We start from the raw sequence: 19209 nt of genomic DNA, 5'->3' as shown, positions 1-19209 counted from the left end.
ACAGCGCTAAGCGTGGGCGTAACACGATCACGGTTCGGAGAATTATGAGCCGACAGCGGCGCGTTCGGGAATAACTTGCGGGTGTGTTTGCCCCATGTGCTCGATGACGCGCACGACCTGGCTTGTGTAGCCGAACTCGTTGTCGTACCAGACATACAGCACAAGATGCTTGCCGTCGCTGATGGTGGCGAGGCCGTCCACGATGCCCGCGCGGTGCGATCCCGTGAAGTCACTAGAGACAACCTCGGGCGAGTCGATGAAATCGATCTGCTGCTGCAGAGTCGAATCAAGAGAGAGGTTGCGCAAGTAGCGATTAACCTCAGCACGCGTCGTTTCGGTCGCGAGGTTAAGGTTGAGAATCGCCATCGACACATTCGGGGTCGGAACCCGGATGGCGCTGCCAGTGAGCAGGCCAGCAAGTTCCGGAACAGCCTTCGCAACTGCCTTCGCGGCACCTGTCTCGGTGATGACCATGTTCATCGGTGCTGAGCGACCCCGACGGTCTCCCGAGTGGAAGTTGTCGGTCAGGTTTTGGTCATTCGTGTACGAGTGCACCGTTTCGACATGCCCGTGCTCGATGCCGTACTGGTCATTGATCGCTTTGAGCACCGGCGAAATTGCGTTTGTCGTGCACGACGCAGCGGAGAGGATGGTGTCGGTGTCGGAGATTGTGTCGTGGTTGAGCCCGAAGACAATGTTCTTGATGTCGCCCTTGCCGGGGGCAGTGAGGAGAACACGCTTCACGCCCTGTGACTTGAGGTGCTGGCCGAGGCCCGCTTCGTCACGCCAGCGACCCGTGTTGTCGACGACGATGGCATCCGAAATGCCGTATTCGGTGTAGTCGATCGTGGCGGGATCGTTCGAGTAGATCACTTGAATGAGGGTGCCATTGGCCAAGATTGTGTTCGCGTCGGTGTCGACCGAAATGGTCCCCTCGAATGGACCATGCACGCTGTCACGACGCAACAGGCTGGCGCGCTTCACGAGGTCATTGTCTGAGCCTCGGCGCACAACAATCGCTCGCAGACGCAGCCCTTCGCCGTTGCCGGCGTGCGCGATGAGGATGCGGGCCAACAGTCGACCGATGCGTCCGAAACCGTAGAGCACGACATCCGCTCCCGACGGTTTTGTCTCGCGACCATTCTTGAGCGCTGGGGCAAGTTCGGCAGCGAGGAAGTCGTCGAGCGTTCCGCCCTGCTCGCGGAAGCGATTCACGAGCTTCGCTAGGTCAATGGATGCCGGATTCAATGGCATCGCCGACAGCGCGAGCATCACCGGCATGGTCTCTTCAATCGGCAGTTCACTCTCGTTAATCTGCCGCGCAAACCGGTGCGCTTTGAGCACTTCGACCGGAGACTGGTTGATAAGGCGACGCCCGTGAATCGAGGTCACAACGCCGTGGTTGCGATACAGCCCACCGATGAGCGGAATCATTGCCTCAGCCAGTTCTTGGCGGGCGTTCCATCGGGAAAATTCGTCGCTGTGTTCGCGTTGCATCAGGTTCCTTCCGACTGCAGTGTCACGGGGCCGCAAGCGCGCTTGTGACGTGGCTGGCCCCGCATCCATTCTTCCAGACGGATGCTCGGCTCGGGCTGCCAGTGGGATGCAGTTCGGGCAACACTTTAGACAGCGCCAAAGGGGGCGATTCTTAACGGGGCGGGAGGGCGGGATTTCGCCCGCTTCGACGTCGGGAACGCCCTCGGTTGAGCGATCTGCGGTGCGCTTTACTGATTCTGGGCCGCGGCTGCGCGCATCAGATCGCGGAAGGCATCGGGGTCGACACTCTCACCCTCATGCAAGTCGATCGCCCGACGAACTTTGGCGTCGAGGCTGCTGTTAAAGAGGCCGGTGGGATCGTCGACGGAAGCGCCCTTCGCAAAGGTGAGCTTGACCTTGTCTTTGTAGATCTCGCCCGTACAGAGCAGACCATCAATGCTCCACGCTGCTACGCCGTCGGGATTGGATGGCTTTCGCCACTTTACTTCTTCGACGACTTCGGGCAGCGCTTCGACAATGAGATCGCGGAGTTCGGCGAGCAGTGCGCTGCGCCAGTCACGGGGGTCGGTGGTCGCGTCATCCATAGTGCTCACTCTAGTTGCCGTCAATAGTAAGATAATAAGATTTACTAACGTAAGGGTCTGCCGTGAAGATCGCACGCATTGAAACATTCCTCGTTCCACCACGCTGGTTGTTCGTGCGCATCGAGACCGACAACGGCATCGTCGGCTGGGGCGAGCCCGTAGTAGAAGGCCAGGCCGACACCGTGCGGGCCGCCGTCGAGCAGCACGCCGAGTACCTCATCGGGCTCGATGCCACCCGCATCGAAGACCACTGGCAAGTGCTCACCCGGGGCGGCTTCTACCGCGGCGGCCCCATCGCTTCCAGTGCAATCGCCGGCATCGACCAAGCGCTCTGGGACATCGCAGGCAAAGCCCATGGCGTTCCCGTTCACGACCTTCTTGGCGGCGCCGTGCGCGACCGCATCCGCATGTATGGCTGGGTTGGTGGCGATGATCCCTCCGAGCTGCGCGACAATATCGCCCAACAGGTGGGCTCTGGTCTCACCGCCGTCAAAATGAATGGCAGCGGGCGGATGAAGCCCATCGGCACCGTCAGCGCCATCGACGAGGTCGTCGAACGAGCTGCCCTCGCGCGCGAAGTTTTGGGCCCCGACCGCGACATGGCCATCGACTTCCACGGACGGATGACCGTGGCCAACACGCGCCGCGTGCTCCCCCTCCTCGAACCCTACGCTCCGCTCTTCGTTGAAGAACCTGTCGTGCCCGAAAAGTCACACCTGCTAGAAGGAATCGTGGCAGCGACCTCGATCCCCATCTCCACCGGCGAGCGCCTCTACTCCCGAAACGAATTTCTCGGGCCGCTCCAAGCCGGCATCGCCGTCGTGCAACCCGACCTCTCCCACGCCGGCGGAATCTCCGAAGTGCGCCGCATCGCCGCCCTCGCCGACATGTTCGATGCCCAACTCGCGCCGCACTGCCCCCTCGGGCCTATTGCCCTCGCAGCAAGTTTGCAGGTGGGGTTCAACACACCAAACTTCCTCATTCAGGAACAGAGCATCGGCATCCACTACAACGTCGGATCAGACGTGCTCGAGTACCTCATGGATACGAGCGTGTTCGACTTCACGAGCGGCTACATCGAGCGGCTGACCGCTCCGGGGCTCGGCATCGATATCGATGAGGCTGCCGTGCGCGCGGCCGACAAGGTGGGGCACCAGTGGCGCTCCCCCGTGTGGCGTCACGATGACGGGTCGCTCGCCGAGTGGTAGCGGCCTCGAGCTAAGCGCCGAGAGTGGTCGTCATTCCGCCATCAACGACGAGCGATGCGCCGGTAATGTACGAAGCGCCGTCTCCCGCCAAGAACTGGATGACCGAGGCGACCTCTTCTGGGGTTCCGAGTCGCTGCAGCGTCGCTTGACGCTGAGCACGCTCGCGGTCTTCCAAACTTTGGTGATTCCACTGGCGAGTCTGGATTGCCCCGGGCAGCACGACATTCACGCGAACGTGGGGTGCGTAGTCAACAGATAGTTGGCGGGTCAACGAAATCAGGCCGCCCTTGGCCGCGGCATAGGCGGGCTGTTCTGACCACGCAAGCACGCCGTGAACACTCGAAACATTGACCATGCTTCCGCGCGCAGCGGTGAGGGTGTCGTGGAAGGTGTGCATCGCACGGTAGACGGATGACAGGGTCACCGATAGCTGTTTGCTCCAGTCACCTTCGGACTGTTCGTGCGCAACTCCTCCCACTTGAAAGAACGCGTTGTTCACGATGACTGCTGGTGGACGGTTAGAGGCACGGAGCTCGAGAGACAGCGCCTGCCAGGCTTCGGGGTCGCCGACGTCGAGCGAGTGCGAGGTAGCAAGCCCACCGACGGCCCGAATGTCTTCGGCAACGATGGCGGCTGAAGCCGTGTCAATGTCGGTGACCACAACGTCGTCACCGACAGCCGCGAACAGTCGGGCGCTGGCGGCACCGATGCCGTGACCTGCGCCCGTGATCAAAACGGTGCGCTTCGAGGCGTGCCCGTTGCTGTTGTCGCTGCTCCCGCTGCGGGCGCTGCTCTCGCTCACTAAAGTGCCCGCTTGCGGTTCTTGACGAGAGCGGCACCCTCGTCGTCGGTGCTCACAATGGCATCAGAGTCAGCAGCGGATTGAGTCATCAACGTCACCATCGCTGAGTGAGCGCCGTCAGCATCCTGAGCAACGATCGCGTCAACGACAGCGCGGTGCGAATCCAAAAACTGGGTGGTCGTTTCGTGTTCGAATGCGATCTGGTTGCGGGCCTGCAACGCTGGTTCGAGCACTACTTCAAAACGCGCCAAGAGTTCATTGCCGGATGCCGCAAGCACGGCCCGATGAAACACCAGGTCGGCCGCCGCGTGCGATTCCGCTTCGGTGCTCGCGAAAGTCGCGGCCAGCGCGGTCATCGCTGCCTCAATCGCAGCACACTGCTCATCGCTGCGACGGACAGCTGCCAGCCTCGCCGCGGCCGGCTCCAGAACTTGGCGCACCTCGCTCAACTCAAGGACGAGCAGCGGATCAGGCACCCCCTCCGACCGCCACGTCATGACGTCGCCATCGAGCAACTGCCACCGCTCCCGCTCAGTAACGTAGGTGCCAAGTCGGGGTCGAGCGTCAACGAGACCCTTAGTGGTGAGTACTTTGATGGCTTCGCGCATGACCGTGCGGCTTACCTGAAATTCGGTGAGCAGTGCATCCGGGTCAATGATGTCACCAGATACGAGCTCTCCGCGCATGATGCGGCGACCAAGCACGTCAACAACATGCCCGTGCAGGCCGCGGCGAGAGAAAGTAGTCATCCCCGCGATGATACTGTGCTGACCGCTGCCGCCGCGCAATCAGCACATGCAGCGCGACCCTACTTTTTCTGATGACTGAGATGAAGCCCGGAAGCGGGCTTGAGTCCAGCAACGTCGGCGTAGACAGAGACTGATGCTGCAGCGGACCATGCTTGGGGGCGGCACGCTGCAGGGTACGGTGCGGGTCGGCTATGGGTCTCTGCGGAGTCTCCAGAGTGCAATTCTGGGGTTCGGTAGTCGAAAGCTGCAGCTGCTTCTAGGAGGCCGTCGATCAGAATTGCGGCTTCATCGGTGAACCCTGATTTCGTGAGACCGGAGATCGCGATCGCTGTGTCGTGCGTCCACACACTTCCGCCGTGATAGCTCAGCGGCCAATACCCGGCTGCACTCGTCGCGAGCGTGCGGAGGCCAAATCCGCTGTTTAGTTCGGGGGCGACTAGGCGCGCGGCGACGATGGCCTCTTCGTCGCGGTCAAGGATTCCCGTGCCGAGGAGGTGCCCAATGTTGCTGGTGAGAGAGTCGATGGGACGTTTCGTGGCATCGAGGGCAATCGCAGGAAAAGGCCCCTGATCATCACTGATCCAAAAACTTTCACGGAACTTGTCCTTGAGCTGCCCAGCCCAGGTGCGCCACGCTGTGCCGTCCTCTCCAAAGTGCTCGAGGATCGATGCGCCGCCGATAGCAGCCTCGTAGGCATACGCTTGCACTTCACAGAGAGCAATCGGGCCGGTTGCTAAAGTGCCGTCGTTCCACTGGACTGAATCACCGGAGTCTTTCCAGCCTTGATTGGCGAGACCTTGGCCTGAGTTGTCTGCATACTCGAGCAAGCCATCGCCATCAGCATCAGCATGGTCGCGAAGCCACCCCAGCGCTTCACGAAGCGGCGTGAGAAGTGACCTGACCGAGTCATCGTCGAGCCCCCACCGCCATGCGTCATGCAGCAGACAGATCCATAACGGAGTTGCGTCTACTGTGCCGTAGTAGAGAGGAGGAAGTTGCACATCGGGGCTGACTGAGATGGGGGCGCGACGCATCTCATGGAGGATTTTCCCCGGTTCTTCAGCCCGGCGGAGATCGATCTCGGTACCTTGATGCTCCGCGAGAAGCTTGAGGGTGTCGAATGCGAGATCAGTGCCGAGCGGAAGCATGAATCGCGCAGCCCAGATCGAGTCCCGGCCAAAGAGGGTAAAGAACCAGGGCGAACCGGCTGCAAGAAAGCTGAGTTCTGGATGCTCAACGGTTGTCATTCGCAAGCCATCAAGGTCACTCAAGGACTGGCTGACCCAGCAGGCGAGCCTCTCGTTATTCTCCACGAGCGGAATCGACCACGGCAGTGGCGACTCATCTCCAAGCACCGTGGCTGTTTCGTCACGCGCTGAGACCTCGCACATCACGCTGACAGAACCAGCGGCCGGAAGCGCGACCGTCCACCGGAGGTCAACTTTCGTTCCCTGGACCGTGATCTCCGCATCCCGAGCGGTCAATGCGGCAAAAATACCGTCGCCCGACCACTCAACGTCGTCACCGTGCACGCGAACGTTTAGTGCGTTCTTCGCTTCGTCTATGCCCGACTTAATTGAGTCGAGCTGGTCAAGCCCCAATGCCAGGGTCACCACAACTTCGACCTCGCGACTGTAGCCGAGGTTCGAGCAAAGAGTTACCTCTTCGCTGCTGCCGTGAGAGTTGATCGTGCGCCGATGTTCGACCCGTAAGCGGGGATCCGGTTCGGTGTCGTAGGCCCTAAGAAGGGAGGTGAACAGGCATCGAGCGGATCCGGCCGGATCTTTCGAGAGAGCTGTGGGTTGTTCACCGTCGATTGTCACCGTCAAGCCGGACACGAGCCGAACATCCGAAAAATAGATTCCATGGATCGCGGCACGGCCCATCGTGCCGTCGTGCGCAGACCACGCCTGCATCGGTGCGCGAAAAACCACGCTCTGGTCATGTAGTAGTGGCTGACGTTGTGCAGTCATGGCAGTGTTGCGGCCCCTCGTTGGCAGTTTTGCAGCCCTGCTCCATTGACATCGGCCACTAGGGGTGTAATTCTTACACAAAGAATTTGAACGATCAAACTTTGTAGTGAGATCACGCCGATGCACTTAATCGTGGCCAAAGGAGGCACCGATGGGACAAATGCCAACAGTTGAGGATGTTGCACGGGTTGCCAATGTTTCGCGTCAAACGGTCTCCAATGTGCTCAACTCACCTCACATAGTTAAGGCGCTCACTCGCGATCGCGTTCTTGCCGCGATCCAGCAGCTTGGCTACCGCCCCCACGCCTCTGCACGTCGGTTGCGCACCCAGAAATCCTCCACGATCGGGGTGCGCCTCGAAGCACTAGGCAACGGTATCTCGGGTTCAGTACTCGACACTTTTCTGCATGCCCTCACCGAACAGGCTGACGTGCGGCACATGCGAATACTTCTATTCACCGCCAACAACGCCCAAGATGAGATCGACCAGATTCGCCGGTTGCGAGATGGGGCTGATGTTGACGGGTTTGTGCTGACGTCTACAACCTACGCCGACCCCCGCGTGAAGTGGCTGGTCGAGAATGACGTACCGTTCGCTACATTTGGTCGCCCGTGGGGTGCGGATAACACGGGAGATCCCCGGCATCGTTGGGTCGACGTCGACGGACGAACCGGCGTTCGAGAAGCCACTGCGCACCTAATCAATTCAGGAATGAAGCGAGTGGGCTACATCGGCTGGTCTGCCCCGTCTGGCGCCGGTGACGATCGCCGACAGGGATGGAAGGAAGCGCTAACCACCGCTGGTCTCGATGGAACGGGACTTGATGTTGCGGTTGAAGACACAGTGGTGGGAGCATCCAGAAGCACGGAAACCCTCCTAACGATGGCCTCCCCCGCCGAAGCCCTTATCTGCGCAAGTGACACATTAGCTTTGGGCGCAACGTTCACCGCAAACGCGCTCGGCCTCAAGGAAATCCCCATCATCGGGTTCGACAACACCCCGGTGGCCGCAGCGGTCGGCCTCTCGAGCATCAAGCAGCCACTAGATGAAGTAGCTACTGGCATCCTCGACCTTCTTCTCGGCGCTAGCGGCTCTGCCGTTGTCGGAAACACCAGCATTAGCGAGGAGCCGACGAATCGACTCCTCGTCCCACAACTTGTCGAGCGCAGACACAGTCAGCTGCAACTCGGCGAGACCTCCGGCCACTAACGCCGGCAGTCACATATTGAAAGGGAACACTGTGAAAAGAACACAATGGATGTCAGCAGCCACAGCTGTCGGCATCGTGATTAGCTTAGCGGCCTGCAGTTCTGGTGGCGACGTTGGGTCAACTGACAAGCAGGAACTAACGATGCTGATCGGCTCAAGCGGAGACGCGGAAACCAACGCGGTCCAGGCTGCCGCAGATGCTTGGGCCGCCGATACGGGAAATACCGTAGAGGTCATCGCGGCAAGCGACCTCAATCAGCAGCTCGGTCAAGGCTTCTCTGGTAACAACCCGCCCGACTTGTTCTACATGGGCTGGGATCAGTTCCAGACGTACGCGCAGAACGGATATTTGGAGCCATACGCAGAGAACCTGAGTAATGCCGATCAGTTCTACCCGGCGCTGAAGGACGCATTCACGTATGACGACACGTTCTACTGCGCACCGAAAGACTTCTCTACCCTTGGCCTAATCATTAACACTGACCTCTGGGCCGCCGCCGGACTTACGGATGCAGATATTCCCACCGATTGGAATGGGTTGACAGCAGCAGCCACGAAACTGACAACCGCAGATATCGTCGGTCTCTCGTTCGGCCAAGAATATGCGCGACTTGGCGTGTTTATGGAGCAAGCCGGAGGTAGCCTCGTCAGCAACTCTGAAGTCACCGCCGACAGCCCCGAGAACGCTGCCGGTATTGATTACGCAAAGTCACTACTCGACGCCGGTGTGCTCAAGTTCCCAGCCCAACTCGAAGCTGGCTGGGGTGGCGAAGCGTTCGGACTTCAGAAGGCCGCAATGGTCATTGAGGGGCCGTGGATCAACGGTGCGTTGAAGAACGACTTCCCTGATGTGAACTACATCGCGGCAGAGCTCCCCGCCGGTCCTGGTGGCCCGTCGACCTTCACGTTTAGCAACTGCTGGGGCATCCCGGTCGACTCACCTACCCTTGAGGCGACACAGTCACTCGTGGAGTACCTCACCGCCGATGAGCAGCAGCTCACCTTTGCTGATGCATTCGGCGTAATTCCCTCCACCGAATCTGGTGCTGCGGCATACGCCGAGAAGTTTCCCAACAATGCGTCATTCGTTGCGGGTAATGACTACGCCGTCAGCCCGGTCGCTTTTGCCGGTGCATCTGCGGTACTGGGAGACTTCAATTCCAGCCTCGAGGGCCTCGACGCGGCGAACTCTGCAGCGCTGCTGAAGATGCTTCAGACCAACCTTGAAGAGGCCTACGCGAAAGCTAACGGCTAAGCGATGGCTGCCATAGTAGGGTCTCGCCGCGGCTCACTGCGCCGCGGCGAGACCCGCTATGGATGGCTCTTCACCGCCCCATCCATAGTGATCACCGGCGTTTTTCTTCTCCTGCCTATCGCGCTCGCCGCTTGGGTGAGCGTTAGCGACTGGAACGGTTTAGGCTCGCCTTTGAGCGGCCGCGCAGAATTCGTAGGTGCGGAGAACTACGCTGCGGTTCTTACGGATCCCGGCTTAGCGCAGAAAGACTTCGGGACCTCAATACGAAACAACCTCTATTACGTTCTGCTCGTTGTTCCCCTGCAAACTGGGCTCGCCCTGTTTCTCGCCGTTCAAATGAATCGAGCGATCTTGCGTGGCCGGGGATTCTTTCGTACAGCCTTCTACTTCCCCTCCGTAACAAGTTCGATCGCGATCACGACGGTCTTCATCTTCCTGTTCACCGCCTCAGGCACCGTGAACAGCATTCTGGCTTGGCTGGGGATCAAAGGGCCCAACTGGTTCGCTGACCCTAGTGGCGTCATTCACAATCTGCTCGCAGGAATAGGGATCACGTCGCCCCCACCGTTACTCGATGTCGGCGGCCCACTTGGCATCACCTGGTGGCAATGGCTTTCCGGCCCTTCAGTGGCGATGTGCGCACTCATCGTGCTCGCTGTTTTCACTACCTCCGGCACCTTTATGCTCCTCTTTCTCGCTGCGCTTCAAAGCATTGGTGGGGAGATCGACGAAGCAGCTCTGATGGATGGAGCGGGCCCGTTCCGAAAGTTCTTCTCAGTGACGTTGCCCATGCTCAGGCCAACACTGTTCACTGTCCTCACCCTCGGCCTCATTGGCACTTGGCAAGTTTTCGACCAGATCTATCTCACCGGCGGCGGCGCTCCAGGTAAGACGCTGCTCACCCCTGCGTTTCTCGCCTACCAAACATCCTTCAAGGATCTGCAGTGGGGTCAGGGTGCAGCGATTGCGTTTATTCTCTTCGCAATCATCGTGCTGCTCACCCTGCTTCAACGATGGATCCTTCGTGAGCGCACCCCCACGATGAAAGCTCCGAGGGCAACCCGAGTTAGAGCAACCCTCAACGAAGGAGATGTGCAATGACCGTCACCTCACCCGCCGCTGTCGAGCCCCCGGCACCACGACCTCGGCGCCGTCGACGGCTGAGTCGGCGACTCCGCACTGTGGCGATCCTCAGCTACATCATGCTCATCGCGCTCGCGATGATCTACATCTATCCGTTTCTCATCGCCGTGTCATCCAGCTTCAAGAATGATGCTGACGCCACCGCCAACCCGCTCCAACTGATTCCCGAAGTTTGGAGCTTTGCGGCATACGAGCGCTTGTTTACGGATGTGCCCTTGCCTCTGTGGACTTTCAACACGGCATTCATCAGCGTGATCGTTACGTGTGGCCGGGTGTTCTTGGATTCGCTGGCGGGGTATGCACTCTCCAGGCTCCAGTTCAAGGGCCGCACAATCGTTTTCGCCGTATTTATTGGAATCATGTCAGTGCCCGGTGTTGTTCTACTGATCCCGCGCTTCCTGATTCTTCAACAACTAGGGCTTTACGATACCTATGGCGGCATGATTATTCCGTTGCTCACCAGCGCCGCAGGAATCTTCATCATGAAGCAATTCTTCGACTCCATCCCCATCAGCGTTGAAGAGGCAGCACGAATCGATGGTGCGAGCGTTTTCCGCACCTATTGGACGATCGTGCTTCCCATGGCGCGCCCCGCACTCGTCACCCTGTTCATCCTGAGCTTTCAAGGCTCGTGGAATGAGTTCGGACACTTCGTGGTCTCACGGCAAAGCGCCGACCTCAACACCCTTACGACTGGCGTGGCGTCACTTGTGTCAGGTCAACTCGGTTCAGGCAACCAGTATCCGCTTCAACTCGCGGCGGCGACCCTCATGACAATTCCCGTCGCGGTCATCTTCTTCATCTTCCAAAAGCGGATCATGAATAACACGTCAGGCGCCGAAAAGGGCTAACGATTGTGGGGCATTCCGTACTAGCTTTCGACGAGTGCGGTGTGCCCCACAATGAGTTAGTTAAGCAGACCCTTCTCGGTGAGCCAGTCCTTGGCCGCCACGGCAGCCTGGGCCTTTTCGGAGCCCTCGACGCGATCCCGCAGTGCGATCAGATCATCGGTGGTGAGAGCGGCCGAGATCTCGTCTAATACCTGAGCGAGGTCATCGCTGTAGATACTCGAGTTGAGCAACGGCACTACGTTCTGCGCGGCAATCAGGTTCTCGGGATCTTCGAGCACCAAGAGCTTCTTCGCGACGAGATCAGGAGACGTCGTGTAGATATCGGCCACCTGCACTGCGTCGTCGACGAGAGCCTTCACCGTGTCTGGCCCGCCGAAGTCTTCGATGGGAACGAAAGTCACGTCGCTGACGCCGTAGGCCGCTTCTAGGCCCGGGATTCCATAGGGAAGCTCCGCAAACTGCGGGCTCGCCCCCAGGCTGAATGGTTCGATCTTCTTCAGATCCGCGATCGAAACGAGCCCCTCTTGATCTGCAAGCTCTTGAGTGACGACGTAGGCGTCCTTGTCTTGAGCGGGAGACGAGCTGAGCACTTGGAATCCGTCGGGCACGATGGTTTCGAGCGCGGCGTCTACGTCCTCTGTGCTTCGGGCGGTGTTCTCCGTGTCATAGAAGAACAGGAGGTTTCCGTTGTACTCGGGCATGAGGCTGATCGAGCCATCTTCCAGAGCAGGAATCGTGGTCTGTCGCGGTCCGAGGTTGAACTTGGTCTCTACCTCGTAGCCAGCGTTCTCGAGGGCGAGCGCATAAATGTTTCCGAGGATCTCGCTTTCGGGGAAAGCAAATGAGCCGACGATGATCTTGGTGTCTGTCGTTGTCTCATCCGATGAGGCGCCCGTCGGGTCAGAAGTGGCGCATCCGGCCAGTGCCACCAGCGCCCCTGCGGCGATGACCGCGGTGGTGAGCCGGGCCGCTTTGTGTGCTGCGAACATTAGTTTTTCCCTTCGTTGGCGGATGTTGCCGCCACCGCGACCGGTCCGTTTGACCGCCCGCGGACGTGTTTTTTGTTTCGGCGCGTATCGGAAGACCCGCGCCGTCTCGTGAGTTGCTGAATCAGCGCGAAGACCCCATCAACGACGAGCGCCAGTACCGTGACGAGAATGGCACCGCCGAGAATCCGCTCGTTGTCGTTGAGTCCAATTCCGCTCGAAATGATCGTGCCGAGTCCACCGAGTGAGATGTAAGAGGCAATCACCGCCGTCGCAATAACCTGCAATGTGGATGCGCGGATCCCACCAATAATGAGCGGAAGCGAGAGCGGTATTTCGATCTGCGTGAGCACTTGCAACTCGGTCATGCCGCTCGCTCGGCCTGCATCAACCGTCTGGCTGTCGACCGATTCGATTCCCGCGTACGCTCCCGCGAGTATCGAGGGAATAGCCAAGATGACTAACGCGATGATGGAGGCGACAAAGGCAGCCCGAGTGAATGGCACCGTCGCACCTACAATGACGAACAGCGCCATCAGTAAGCCCAACGTCGGCAGCGCCCGCATGCCGCCCGTAAAGGCGATGACGAACTGGCGCCCGCGCCCCGTGTGCCCAATATAGAAACCGAGGGGAAGCGCAATAACCGCTGCGATCGCGACCGCTACAACGGTGTACAACAAGTGCTCGGCTAGTCGATCCTGAATCGGCAGTGGGCTCTGTGCCCCCGCAGCGTAGTTAGCGGGGTCTAACAACCAGCGAATAGCGTCAATGAAGAATTGCATGGGTCAGACCACCCGCTCGACTGGAACGCGATTCTGGGGCTGACTTCCGCCACGTCGCCGCTTCCACGGCATCAAGAGGCGACCCAGCTGAACAAGCACGACGTCGAAAACGAGAGCGATGACGAGGCTCGCCACGATGCCAATGATGATCTCCTCAAGGAAGTCACGTTGCTTTCCGTTCGTGAATAAATAGCCGAGGTTCGCTGAGCCGATGATTGCCCCCACAGAAACAAGCGCGATCGTGCTGGCGGAAACTACCCGAAGGCCCGCGAGAAGAACAGGGCCAGCGAGAGGTAACTCAACAAGCCAGAAGCGGTTCCAGGTGGAGTAGCCCATAGCGGTGGCCGCCTGGATCGTCTCGGCGGGCACCGCTGCTAGCGCATCCGCCGCTGTGCGAACCATCATGGCAACCGCGTAGATCGTCAGTGCGACAACGATGTTTCGGTCATCCGTAATGCGTGTTCCGAGGACGTAAGGCAACATCACGAAGAGGGGAAGGGACGGGATTGTGTAGAGCAAACTTCCCCCGGCGATCACAATCGACCGCAACGCCGCCCAGCGATTGGCAACCCAACCGAGCGGCACCGCAATCGCGAATCCGAGAATGATTGGCACGATGCTGAGAGCAACATGGTTGCCCGTGAGTCTCGCGATGAGACCGAAGTTGTCGATGAACCAACTCATCGTTCAGCCCTCAAAGCTCGTCCGCGAGAATTCCCGCGGGACGCCCATCGCCGTCGACGATGAGTGTCGCGTTGTCTCCTTCGCGACGCTGCAAATGAAGGGTGCGCTTTCCTTTATCGGCACCAATGAATGTCGCGACGAAATCATCTGCAGGCTGCGACAGGATTTCGGCGGGGGTTCCCACCTGCGCAATCACCCCTCCACTGCGCAAGATCACGACCTGATCGGCGATCGCGAAAGCTTCATCAATGTCGTGGGTGACGAACACGGTTGTCTTGCCGAGCTCACGCTGCAGCCGGTTGAGTTCGACCTGAAGTTCAGCTCGCACGATCGGGTCAACCGCGCCGAACGGCTCATCCATGAGAAGGATGTCGGGGTCGCTCGCCAAAGCGCGCGCAACTCCCACTCGCTGCTGTTGACCGCCCGAAAGTTGGTCTGGATATCGCTCGGCCAAGGATCGGTCGAGTCCAACCGCATCGAGCAAGGTAAGCGCATTCGCCCGAGCCACTCGCTTCGGCACCCCGTTCAGGCGCGGCACGGAAGCGATGTTGTCGACTACTCGGCGGTGCGGGAGGAGGCCGATAGCTTGGAGCACGTAACCGATCCGCCGGCGAAGCTCAACCGGGTTCAGCCCCGAAATGTCTTCACCATCGATCAGGACTGTGCCGGATGTCGGGTCGACCATCCGGTTGATCATGCGAAGGAGAGTTGTCTTTCCCGAGCCCGAAGAACCGACGAACACCGTTGCCTTGTTCGAGGGAAGCACGAGAGAGAAGTCTTCGACAGCGAGAGTGCCATCGGGAAACCTTTTGGTGACGTTCTGGAACTCGATCATGACGGTCGACTCATTCCCCCTGCGTCTGGCGAATCGACGCGTGCCGATTCCCTCGAAGTGCAAGTATATTCGCTGCGCTTCAGAGGCCAGAGTGGGGCAACACCGCTAGACAGCCGAGTGCGGTGTTCCACACCTCGGCGATGACAGTTGGCCTAGAGGATCTACGTGATCCCCTGATCCTGAATCGCCGACGATAATGTCATGCCGTTGAGTTCTAAGTAGAGCTGGCCCTCGGTGACCGACAGTGTGACCGAATTGCGTCGCTCGAGGCCAGCGACGGCCCCCTCAATGAAGCCAGGCTCGAAGCTGCGCAGCGTGATGGCCTCAACCTGGTGGATTTTCTTGCCCGCCCACGCCGCAGCCACCTTCACCGGATCGCGGTGCGTATAGACAGCGACCCGATCGGCGAGCTTGCTTCCGTAGTGCAGCCGGGCAGCATCGGGGGCACCCACTTCGATCCACGCGGTGATGGTTCCGGTGAGATCCCGGACAAGCACGGCGGGCTCGTCGGTCGACGAGACTCCCTCGCTGAAGGCGATTCCTTCCTCGTATTCGAGGCAGTACGCCATCAACCGCGTCACCATATAGAGGTCAGTTTCTGACGGATGACGCGCGACTCGAAGCGTGAAGTCGCCGTAGACCCCGCGATCCACATCCGCCAGTTGAACCGTGAAGGTGTGAATAGTTGAGCCAGCTGCCATAGTGCCCGAGCCTAGTCTCTGGATGCGGTGCCGAATTGCGGCCGCGACAACGGGAGAGCTAGTGCGCGACAGTTCCGCGCGCCGGGTATCCGTTTTCGGTGACGTACTCGAGGCCATGAATGATCGCCTTCACGGGCATGCGACCAAACGGCATGCTCGAAATGTTGCTCCAGAACATCGTGTTATCGGAGTCGAGAACGAAGATTCCCGATTCACTAAAGCGTTCCGGTTCGCCCTTCTTGAAGCCACTAGAGATGAAGAGCCCCCACTGGCGCGCTTGCTCTTCTGTGAGTCCGTGGGCGATGGGTAGCTGCGTGAGTTCCCAGTCATCAACGGATATCGTTGCGCGCTTGAGAGTGTCCATGCTGATCGCAACAACGCGTCCGACACCGGCCTCACGCAGCTCATCCATGCTGTCGTCAATTTCGCGGAGCTGCTTTCGGCACAGCGGGCAGTGCAGCCCACGGTAAAAAACGATGAGCGTAAAGCGGCCATCAACGCCGGAACCGAGAGCGAGATCGTCGGTGGTGCCACCCTGAACAACGGGCAGTGAAAGGGCAGGAACCAGGGTGCGCGGCAGAATAGTCATCCTCAAAGCCAACACACTGGTGGCCAAGAATCATTCCGCGAAAAGAACAAATGGCGGAGACGGAGAGATTTGAACTCTCGGTACCCTTACGGGTACTCCACCTTAGCAGGGTGGTGCACTAGGCCGGACTATGCGACGTCTCCAGACGTACTCAGCAATCATAACTTGTCATAGGCCATACGACGAACCGAGATTGCCATCCGATTAACCGTCGGCGACGGCGCCGGCTTTGCCACGTCGTTCCCGCCCCTCACAGACGCTCTCGCAAGTGGGACGCATAGCCACCCGGGGTGCGACCATACTCTCGCCCCGAAGTGAGAACGCAACACTCATCTGTTGCCACTGAACGCGCCCCTATTGCGTTCAGTGCCTCCACGAGGCGCACATCTTCGTGTTCAGTAACCGGGGTAAAGCCACCAGCTTCTCGATAGCAATCGGCTCGAAAGCCAAGATTCGCGCCGTGCACGTGACCATTCGCTTCACCGGGCACATGCGTAGCCAGCCAGCGACTCCGCTTCTCGTCACTGAGGTCGTTGAAATCTGGCCGCACGGTTCCGATCATGACCTCGGCACCGCTCTGGGCGATCTTCCACTGTTCGCTCAGCCAGTTAGCTGGCACTTGCGAGTCCGCGTCGGTGTTGGCGATCCATACCTCAGAGTCCGGAGTGCGCGTGGTGCTGAGCAAGTGATGGATGCCGTGTCGGCGAGCTGCGCCCACGGCGCCATAATTCACCGCAAGAACTTCGACGTCATTCCACTGCGAGGCTATTGCAGCGGACTCATCGGCGCAGTCATCCAAGACGAGGATCACGCGGACCCACGGCCGCTCGCGAGCGTCGATGGCCCTCATGCTGGCACGTGCCGCAGCAAGAGCTGCCAGCGCAGCGCCCAAGAGCTCGTCCTCATCTTTGGCCGGAACGACAACGCCAATCCCGGAGATCCGCGCGCTCACAGGAGGCCTGTTTCGCGAGCGACCGAGCGCGCGGGGCGCAGGCTGAAAACGTCAAGCAGAAAGTCCTCTTCGACGTGACTGACAAATCGCTCCAGCGACTTGAGGGCGCCGAGCCTGGCGTGCACCTCGTCTCCGCCGAGCGGGTAGTCCGCGACTTCATGCCTCCAGTGGCAGACGACCAATACTCCAGCGGGCGCGAGACTCTTGGTGACCCGCGAGAGAACTCGATCGAGAGCATCCGAATCGAAATAGTATCCAACCTCAGACATCACGATCAGATCGTACGTTCCGTCCGGCCACTCTTCAGCGCTCTCAACGTGCCGAAACGTGACGTGCGGATGCTCCGCTAATCGTTGACGCGCAATCTCTAATGGCGCGAGTGCAATCTCAGTTGCCAAGAGGGCGTCGCATCTCTGTGCGAGCTGCGCGCTCAATACCCCTATGGAGCATCCCAACTCCAGCGCATTCGCGAAGCGCTCTCTCGGCAAGCTCGCCAGCGTTAGATCACGCTTCCGTTGCTCGTACCACCGAGATTCAAATCCCCACGGATCGGTTTTGCCGGCGTAGAACTCGTCAAAAAATTCTCGCGTGAGCGTTCCGTCATTACTCGGCTCGCGCTCAGTGATCACATATGCCTCCATTGGCCGTTCGAAATGTTCTACAAATTCAGGACGAAGAATCGCCTCGTCACCTTCACGTTCTGAGAGCGGAGAGATCTGGCTCTCGTGGGCCGCTATCGCGCGGCGCTTAGCGTCTCGCTCATCAGCAGTAAGGGTCATCGTGCGCAAGTCAGACCACGGTGTACGAGGGTCCTCTGGCGATGACCAGTGCCACAGCCAGATTGGGTATTCGACAAGGGACACACCATGCGCGCGGGCGACATCGGCGCAGATCTCGCCGACCACCCTGTGGTCGCCGTGCCCATCTCCGCGCCACGTTGCCGCGATGAGGGTTCTCCCCTGACCTGAGGCGAGCGCGCCCACGATGCCGTCGCGGAGCGCGCCAGTCTCATCTCTGAGTGCGCCATCCCGAAGCCCCAGGCGCACGATCGAGGTTTCTGGGGCAACCAGCTCAATCGCCCGCTCAATTTCCGCGGCTCTCCACGAACGCAGTTCGGCATCGCTCCGAGTCGGCGATGCCGGATGCGAGCCTTCGCCGTCCGTCGCGAGAATGAGCTGAACCCGTCCGCCCGCGGTGGCAACTCGCCGCATGAGTCCGGCGACCCCCAACGTTTCGTCATCCGGGTGAGCGGAGACGACGATTAGCCGGTCGATCCCCTCCACGTGGAATTCACCGACGTCGCTCCAGAGGGAGCTCGAGATCCACTGCACTTCGGGCGTACCCGGATCACGGTGGTCAAACGTCACCACTCGAAGGACCGATCAGCGAGCACCTTGCTACCGAGTCGCGCATAATCCCGCTCGGCATGATGTTGGCGCACATACAACTGGAGGTCCGCTACTCGACGGGCGTGTTCCTCGTCGAGCGCGAGCGGCGCCGGCCCCAAGGCGTGCCCGACGCGTTCCATCACCTCATCAACATCCCGAGCGACACGCGCACGGACGCGAGTGCTCATGATGGTTGCGGCGCTGCGGCTGAGCTCTACGTTATCGACAGCGTTAGCAGACTCTGCCAGTGCGATCCGCGACGAATAGAGCGCCAGATCCAGAGCGCCGAGGTGCATCTGAGCAATTTGGTCAGGCTCACGAACGCCACTCAACGCAAAAGCGTGCCGAGCGACTCCGACAGCTCCGCCCCACCAACAGGCGGCGACACCCATTGCTCCCCACGCGAATCCCGGGCGCTCCAAGTACCACGCGTCTTCCCCAACGGGGACGGCGGAGGCGGCAGAAAAGGCGACGTTGCCGCTCTGGATGGCCACGAGGCCGCGAGCATGCCAAGCGCCTTCCTCGACAACAACCCCTGTTTGTCGCAAGGAAACAGCAAAAAGTCGCCGAGTGGAGGGTCCGGTGAATGCCGTCACGAGCGCATGACTAACGGAGCCCGCCAAAGAGCACCACGCTTTGGTGCCAGACAGCATCCAACTGCCGTCGACACATTCAGCCCTGAGGCTAAAGTCGGGTGATTCAGCGGCGAACACACCCCACGTGCTGCCCTCATCCACGCCGATGCTGCCCGTGTCACCGATAACCGCCTGATCAAGGATGGCAAGCGCATCAAGATGGGGCTCCACAGCTCGCGCCACCGTGAGATCCACCGCCCCGATCGTAGCGAGCGCGCTCCACAGCACGCTTGTAGAACCTTCGCCAGGAAACGGCAGTCGACGTCCTAAGGATCGCGCAAAGTTGAGAGCGGCATCGACTCTGCTCTCACAGTTCTCAGCCTCTTCGCCCACCCAATTCAATAATTCCCGGTGGGATTCATCGGCCGTCGGCGAAATAGATAGC

General features: G+C 59.8%; 19 protein-coding genes and 1 tRNA gene. 5 read left to right on the top strand and 15 right to left on the bottom strand.

Going from position 1 to position 19209, the window contains the following annotated elements; all coding sequences use genetic code 11:
• Positions 1–42 precede the first annotated feature (42 nt).
• Complete coding sequence (locus ACOH1Z_RS08990) at positions 43–1497, bottom strand: glyceraldehyde-3-phosphate dehydrogenase (protein ID WP_449648101.1); 1455 nt, start codon at positions 1495–1497, stop codon at positions 43–45.
• A gap of 227 nt (positions 1498–1724) precedes the next feature.
• Positions 1725–2081, bottom strand: coding sequence for a DUF1801 domain-containing protein (locus ACOH1Z_RS08985; protein WP_449648100.1), 357 nt, complete (start codon positions 2079–2081; stop codon positions 1725–1727).
• Positions 2082–2143: 62 nt separating this feature from the next.
• Between ACOH1Z_RS08985 and dgoD the strand changes: the two genes are divergently transcribed.
• Positions 2144–3289 carry a galactonate dehydratase gene (dgoD, locus tag ACOH1Z_RS08980; protein ID WP_449648099.1) on the top strand — a complete coding sequence of 382 codons (1146 nt, stop codon included), beginning with the start codon at positions 2144–2146 and terminating at the stop codon, positions 3287–3289.
• Positions 3290–3299: 10 nt separating this feature from the next.
• Here dgoD and ACOH1Z_RS08975 read toward each other — a convergent pair whose 3' ends face one another.
• Genes ACOH1Z_RS08975 through ACOH1Z_RS08965 form a run of 3 tightly spaced genes read right to left on the bottom strand, consistent with a single transcriptional unit; the run spans position 3300 to position 6813 of the window.
• Positions 3300–4091: an SDR family NAD(P)-dependent oxidoreductase gene (locus ACOH1Z_RS08975; protein WP_449648098.1), complete on the bottom strand. Its 792-nt coding sequence runs from the start codon at positions 4089–4091 to the stop codon at positions 3300–3302.
• Positions 4091–4840, bottom strand: a complete 750-nt coding sequence (locus ACOH1Z_RS08970) for a FadR/GntR family transcriptional regulator (RefSeq protein ID WP_449648097.1) — start codon at positions 4838–4840, stop codon at positions 4091–4093. The genes ACOH1Z_RS08975 and ACOH1Z_RS08970 overlap by 1 nt, the downstream gene beginning before the upstream one ends.
• Positions 4841–4899: 59 nt before the next feature.
• The gene (locus tag ACOH1Z_RS08965) at positions 4900–6813 is read right to left on the bottom strand and encodes a glycogen debranching N-terminal domain-containing protein (RefSeq protein ID WP_449648096.1); all 1914 of its coding nucleotides are present in this window, start codon (positions 6811–6813) and stop codon (positions 4900–4902) included.
• 151 nt (positions 6814–6964) lie between these two features.
• On the opposite strand from ACOH1Z_RS08965, the gene ACOH1Z_RS08960 reads away from it, so the two are divergent.
• From ACOH1Z_RS08960 to ACOH1Z_RS08945, 4 genes are read left to right on the top strand one after another with little or no spacing between them, the layout of a single operon-like run.
• The gene (locus ACOH1Z_RS08960) at positions 6965–8023 is read left to right on the top strand and encodes a LacI family DNA-binding transcriptional regulator (protein WP_449648095.1); all 1059 of its coding nucleotides are present in this window, start codon (positions 6965–6967) and stop codon (positions 8021–8023) included.
• Positions 8024–8072: 49 nt separating this feature from the next.
• Complete coding sequence (locus tag ACOH1Z_RS08955; protein ID WP_449648094.1) at positions 8073–9278, top strand: sugar ABC transporter substrate-binding protein; 1206 nt, start codon at positions 8073–8075, stop codon at positions 9276–9278.
• 3 nt (positions 9279–9281) lie between these two features.
• A complete protein-coding gene (locus ACOH1Z_RS08950; RefSeq protein WP_449648093.1) occupies positions 9282–10379 on the top strand; it encodes a carbohydrate ABC transporter permease in 1098 nt (365 codons plus the stop codon).
• Complete coding sequence (locus ACOH1Z_RS08945; RefSeq protein WP_449648092.1) at positions 10376–11272, top strand: carbohydrate ABC transporter permease; 897 nt, start codon at positions 10376–10378, stop codon at positions 11270–11272. The genes ACOH1Z_RS08950 and ACOH1Z_RS08945 overlap by 4 nt, the downstream gene beginning before the upstream one ends.
• Positions 11273–11328: 56 nt before the next feature.
• Here ACOH1Z_RS08945 and ACOH1Z_RS08940 read toward each other — a convergent pair whose 3' ends face one another.
• The 10 genes from ACOH1Z_RS08940 to ACOH1Z_RS08895 all read right to left on the bottom strand — a co-directional run bounded on the left by ACOH1Z_RS08940 (position 11329) and on the right by ACOH1Z_RS08895 (position 19052).
• Positions 11329–12261, bottom strand: a complete 933-nt coding sequence (locus ACOH1Z_RS08940; RefSeq protein ID WP_449648091.1) for an ABC transporter substrate-binding protein — start codon at positions 12259–12261, stop codon at positions 11329–11331.
• Complete coding sequence (locus tag ACOH1Z_RS08935; protein ID WP_449648090.1) at positions 12261–13040, bottom strand: ABC transporter permease; 780 nt, start codon at positions 13038–13040, stop codon at positions 12261–12263. Before ACOH1Z_RS08935 ends, ACOH1Z_RS08940 begins: the two co-directional genes overlap by 1 nt.
• A 3-nt stretch (positions 13041–13043) precedes the next feature.
• Positions 13044–13724: an ABC transporter permease gene (locus ACOH1Z_RS08930; protein ID WP_449648089.1), complete on the bottom strand. Its 681-nt coding sequence runs from the start codon at positions 13722–13724 to the stop codon at positions 13044–13046.
• A gap of 10 nt (positions 13725–13734) precedes the next feature.
• Positions 13735–14559 (bottom strand): ABC transporter ATP-binding protein, encoded by an 825-nt coding sequence (locus ACOH1Z_RS08925; RefSeq protein ID WP_449648088.1) that lies wholly within the window; start codon positions 14557–14559, stop codon positions 13735–13737.
• Between the two features lie 161 nt (positions 14560–14720).
• Entirely contained in the window at positions 14721–15260 is a 540-nt protein-coding gene (locus ACOH1Z_RS08920; RefSeq protein ID WP_449648087.1) for a YaeQ family protein, read from the bottom strand.
• A gap of 58 nt (positions 15261–15318) precedes the next feature.
• The gene (locus tag ACOH1Z_RS08915; protein WP_449648086.1) at positions 15319–15849 is read right to left on the bottom strand and encodes a redoxin domain-containing protein; all 531 of its coding nucleotides are present in this window, start codon (positions 15847–15849) and stop codon (positions 15319–15321) included.
• A gap of 51 nt (positions 15850–15900) precedes the next feature.
• Positions 15901–15992: transfer RNA gene (locus tag ACOH1Z_RS08910), tRNA-Ser, on the bottom strand.
• A gap of 107 nt (positions 15993–16099) precedes the next feature.
• Entirely contained in the window at positions 16100–16801 is a 702-nt protein-coding gene (locus ACOH1Z_RS08905) for a glycosyltransferase family 2 protein (protein ID WP_449648085.1), read from the bottom strand.
• Complete coding sequence (locus ACOH1Z_RS08900; protein WP_449648084.1) at positions 16798–18171, bottom strand: PIG-L family deacetylase; 1374 nt, start codon at positions 18169–18171, stop codon at positions 16798–16800. Before ACOH1Z_RS08900 ends, ACOH1Z_RS08905 begins: the two co-directional genes overlap by 4 nt.
• On the bottom strand, positions 18165–19052 hold the full coding sequence (locus tag ACOH1Z_RS08895) for an acyl-CoA dehydrogenase family protein (RefSeq protein ID WP_449648083.1): 888 nt from the start codon (positions 19050–19052) through the stop codon (positions 18165–18167). The genes ACOH1Z_RS08900 and ACOH1Z_RS08895 overlap by 7 nt, the downstream gene beginning before the upstream one ends.
• Positions 19053–19209 lie beyond the last annotated feature (157 nt).

This window comes from Rhodoglobus sp., assembly GCF_053580035.1.
The sequence above is the reverse complement of the archived record's forward strand: the minus strand, read 5'-3'. Positions and strand labels throughout refer to the sequence as shown.

Excerpts from the sequence above, each read along its gene's own strand:
- ACOH1Z_RS08990 (WP_449648101.1), bottom strand. The coding sequence starts at position 1,497 with ATGCAACGCGAACACAGCGACGAATTTTCCCGATGGAACGCCCGCCAA.
- ACOH1Z_RS08985 (WP_449648100.1), bottom strand. The coding sequence starts at position 2,081 with ATGGATGACGCGACCACCGACCCCCGTGACTGGCGCAGCGCACTGCTC.
- ACOH1Z_RS08970 (WP_449648097.1), bottom strand. The coding sequence starts at position 4,840 with ATGACTACTTTCTCTCGCCGCGGCCTGCACGGGCATGTTGTTGACGTG.
- ACOH1Z_RS08965 (WP_449648096.1), bottom strand. The coding sequence starts at position 6,813 with ATGACTGCACAACGTCAGCCACTACTACATGACCAGAGCGTGGTTTTT.
- ACOH1Z_RS08960 (WP_449648095.1), top strand. The coding sequence starts at position 6,965 with ATGGGACAAATGCCAACAGTTGAGGATGTTGCACGGGTTGCCAATGTT.
- ACOH1Z_RS08955 (WP_449648094.1), top strand. The coding sequence starts at position 8,073 with ATGTCAGCAGCCACAGCTGTCGGCATCGTGATTAGCTTAGCGGCCTGC.
- ACOH1Z_RS08950 (WP_449648093.1), top strand. The coding sequence starts at position 9,282 with ATGGCTGCCATAGTAGGGTCTCGCCGCGGCTCACTGCGCCGCGGCGAG.
- ACOH1Z_RS08945 (WP_449648092.1), top strand. The coding sequence starts at position 10,376 with ATGACCGTCACCTCACCCGCCGCTGTCGAGCCCCCGGCACCACGACCT.
- ACOH1Z_RS08940 (WP_449648091.1), bottom strand. The coding sequence starts at position 12,261 with ATGTTCGCAGCACACAAAGCGGCCCGGCTCACCACCGCGGTCATCGCC.
- ACOH1Z_RS08935 (WP_449648090.1), bottom strand. The coding sequence starts at position 13,040 with ATGCAATTCTTCATTGACGCTATTCGCTGGTTGTTAGACCCCGCTAAC.
- ACOH1Z_RS08930 (WP_449648089.1), bottom strand. The coding sequence starts at position 13,724 with ATGAGTTGGTTCATCGACAACTTCGGTCTCATCGCGAGACTCACGGGC.
- ACOH1Z_RS08925 (WP_449648088.1), bottom strand. The coding sequence starts at position 14,559 with ATGATCGAGTTCCAGAACGTCACCAAAAGGTTTCCCGATGGCACTCTC.
- ACOH1Z_RS08920 (WP_449648087.1), bottom strand. The coding sequence starts at position 15,260 with ATGGCAGCTGGCTCAACTATTCACACCTTCACGGTTCAACTGGCGGAT.
- ACOH1Z_RS08915 (WP_449648086.1), bottom strand. The coding sequence starts at position 15,849 with ATGACTATTCTGCCGCGCACCCTGGTTCCTGCCCTTTCACTGCCCGTT.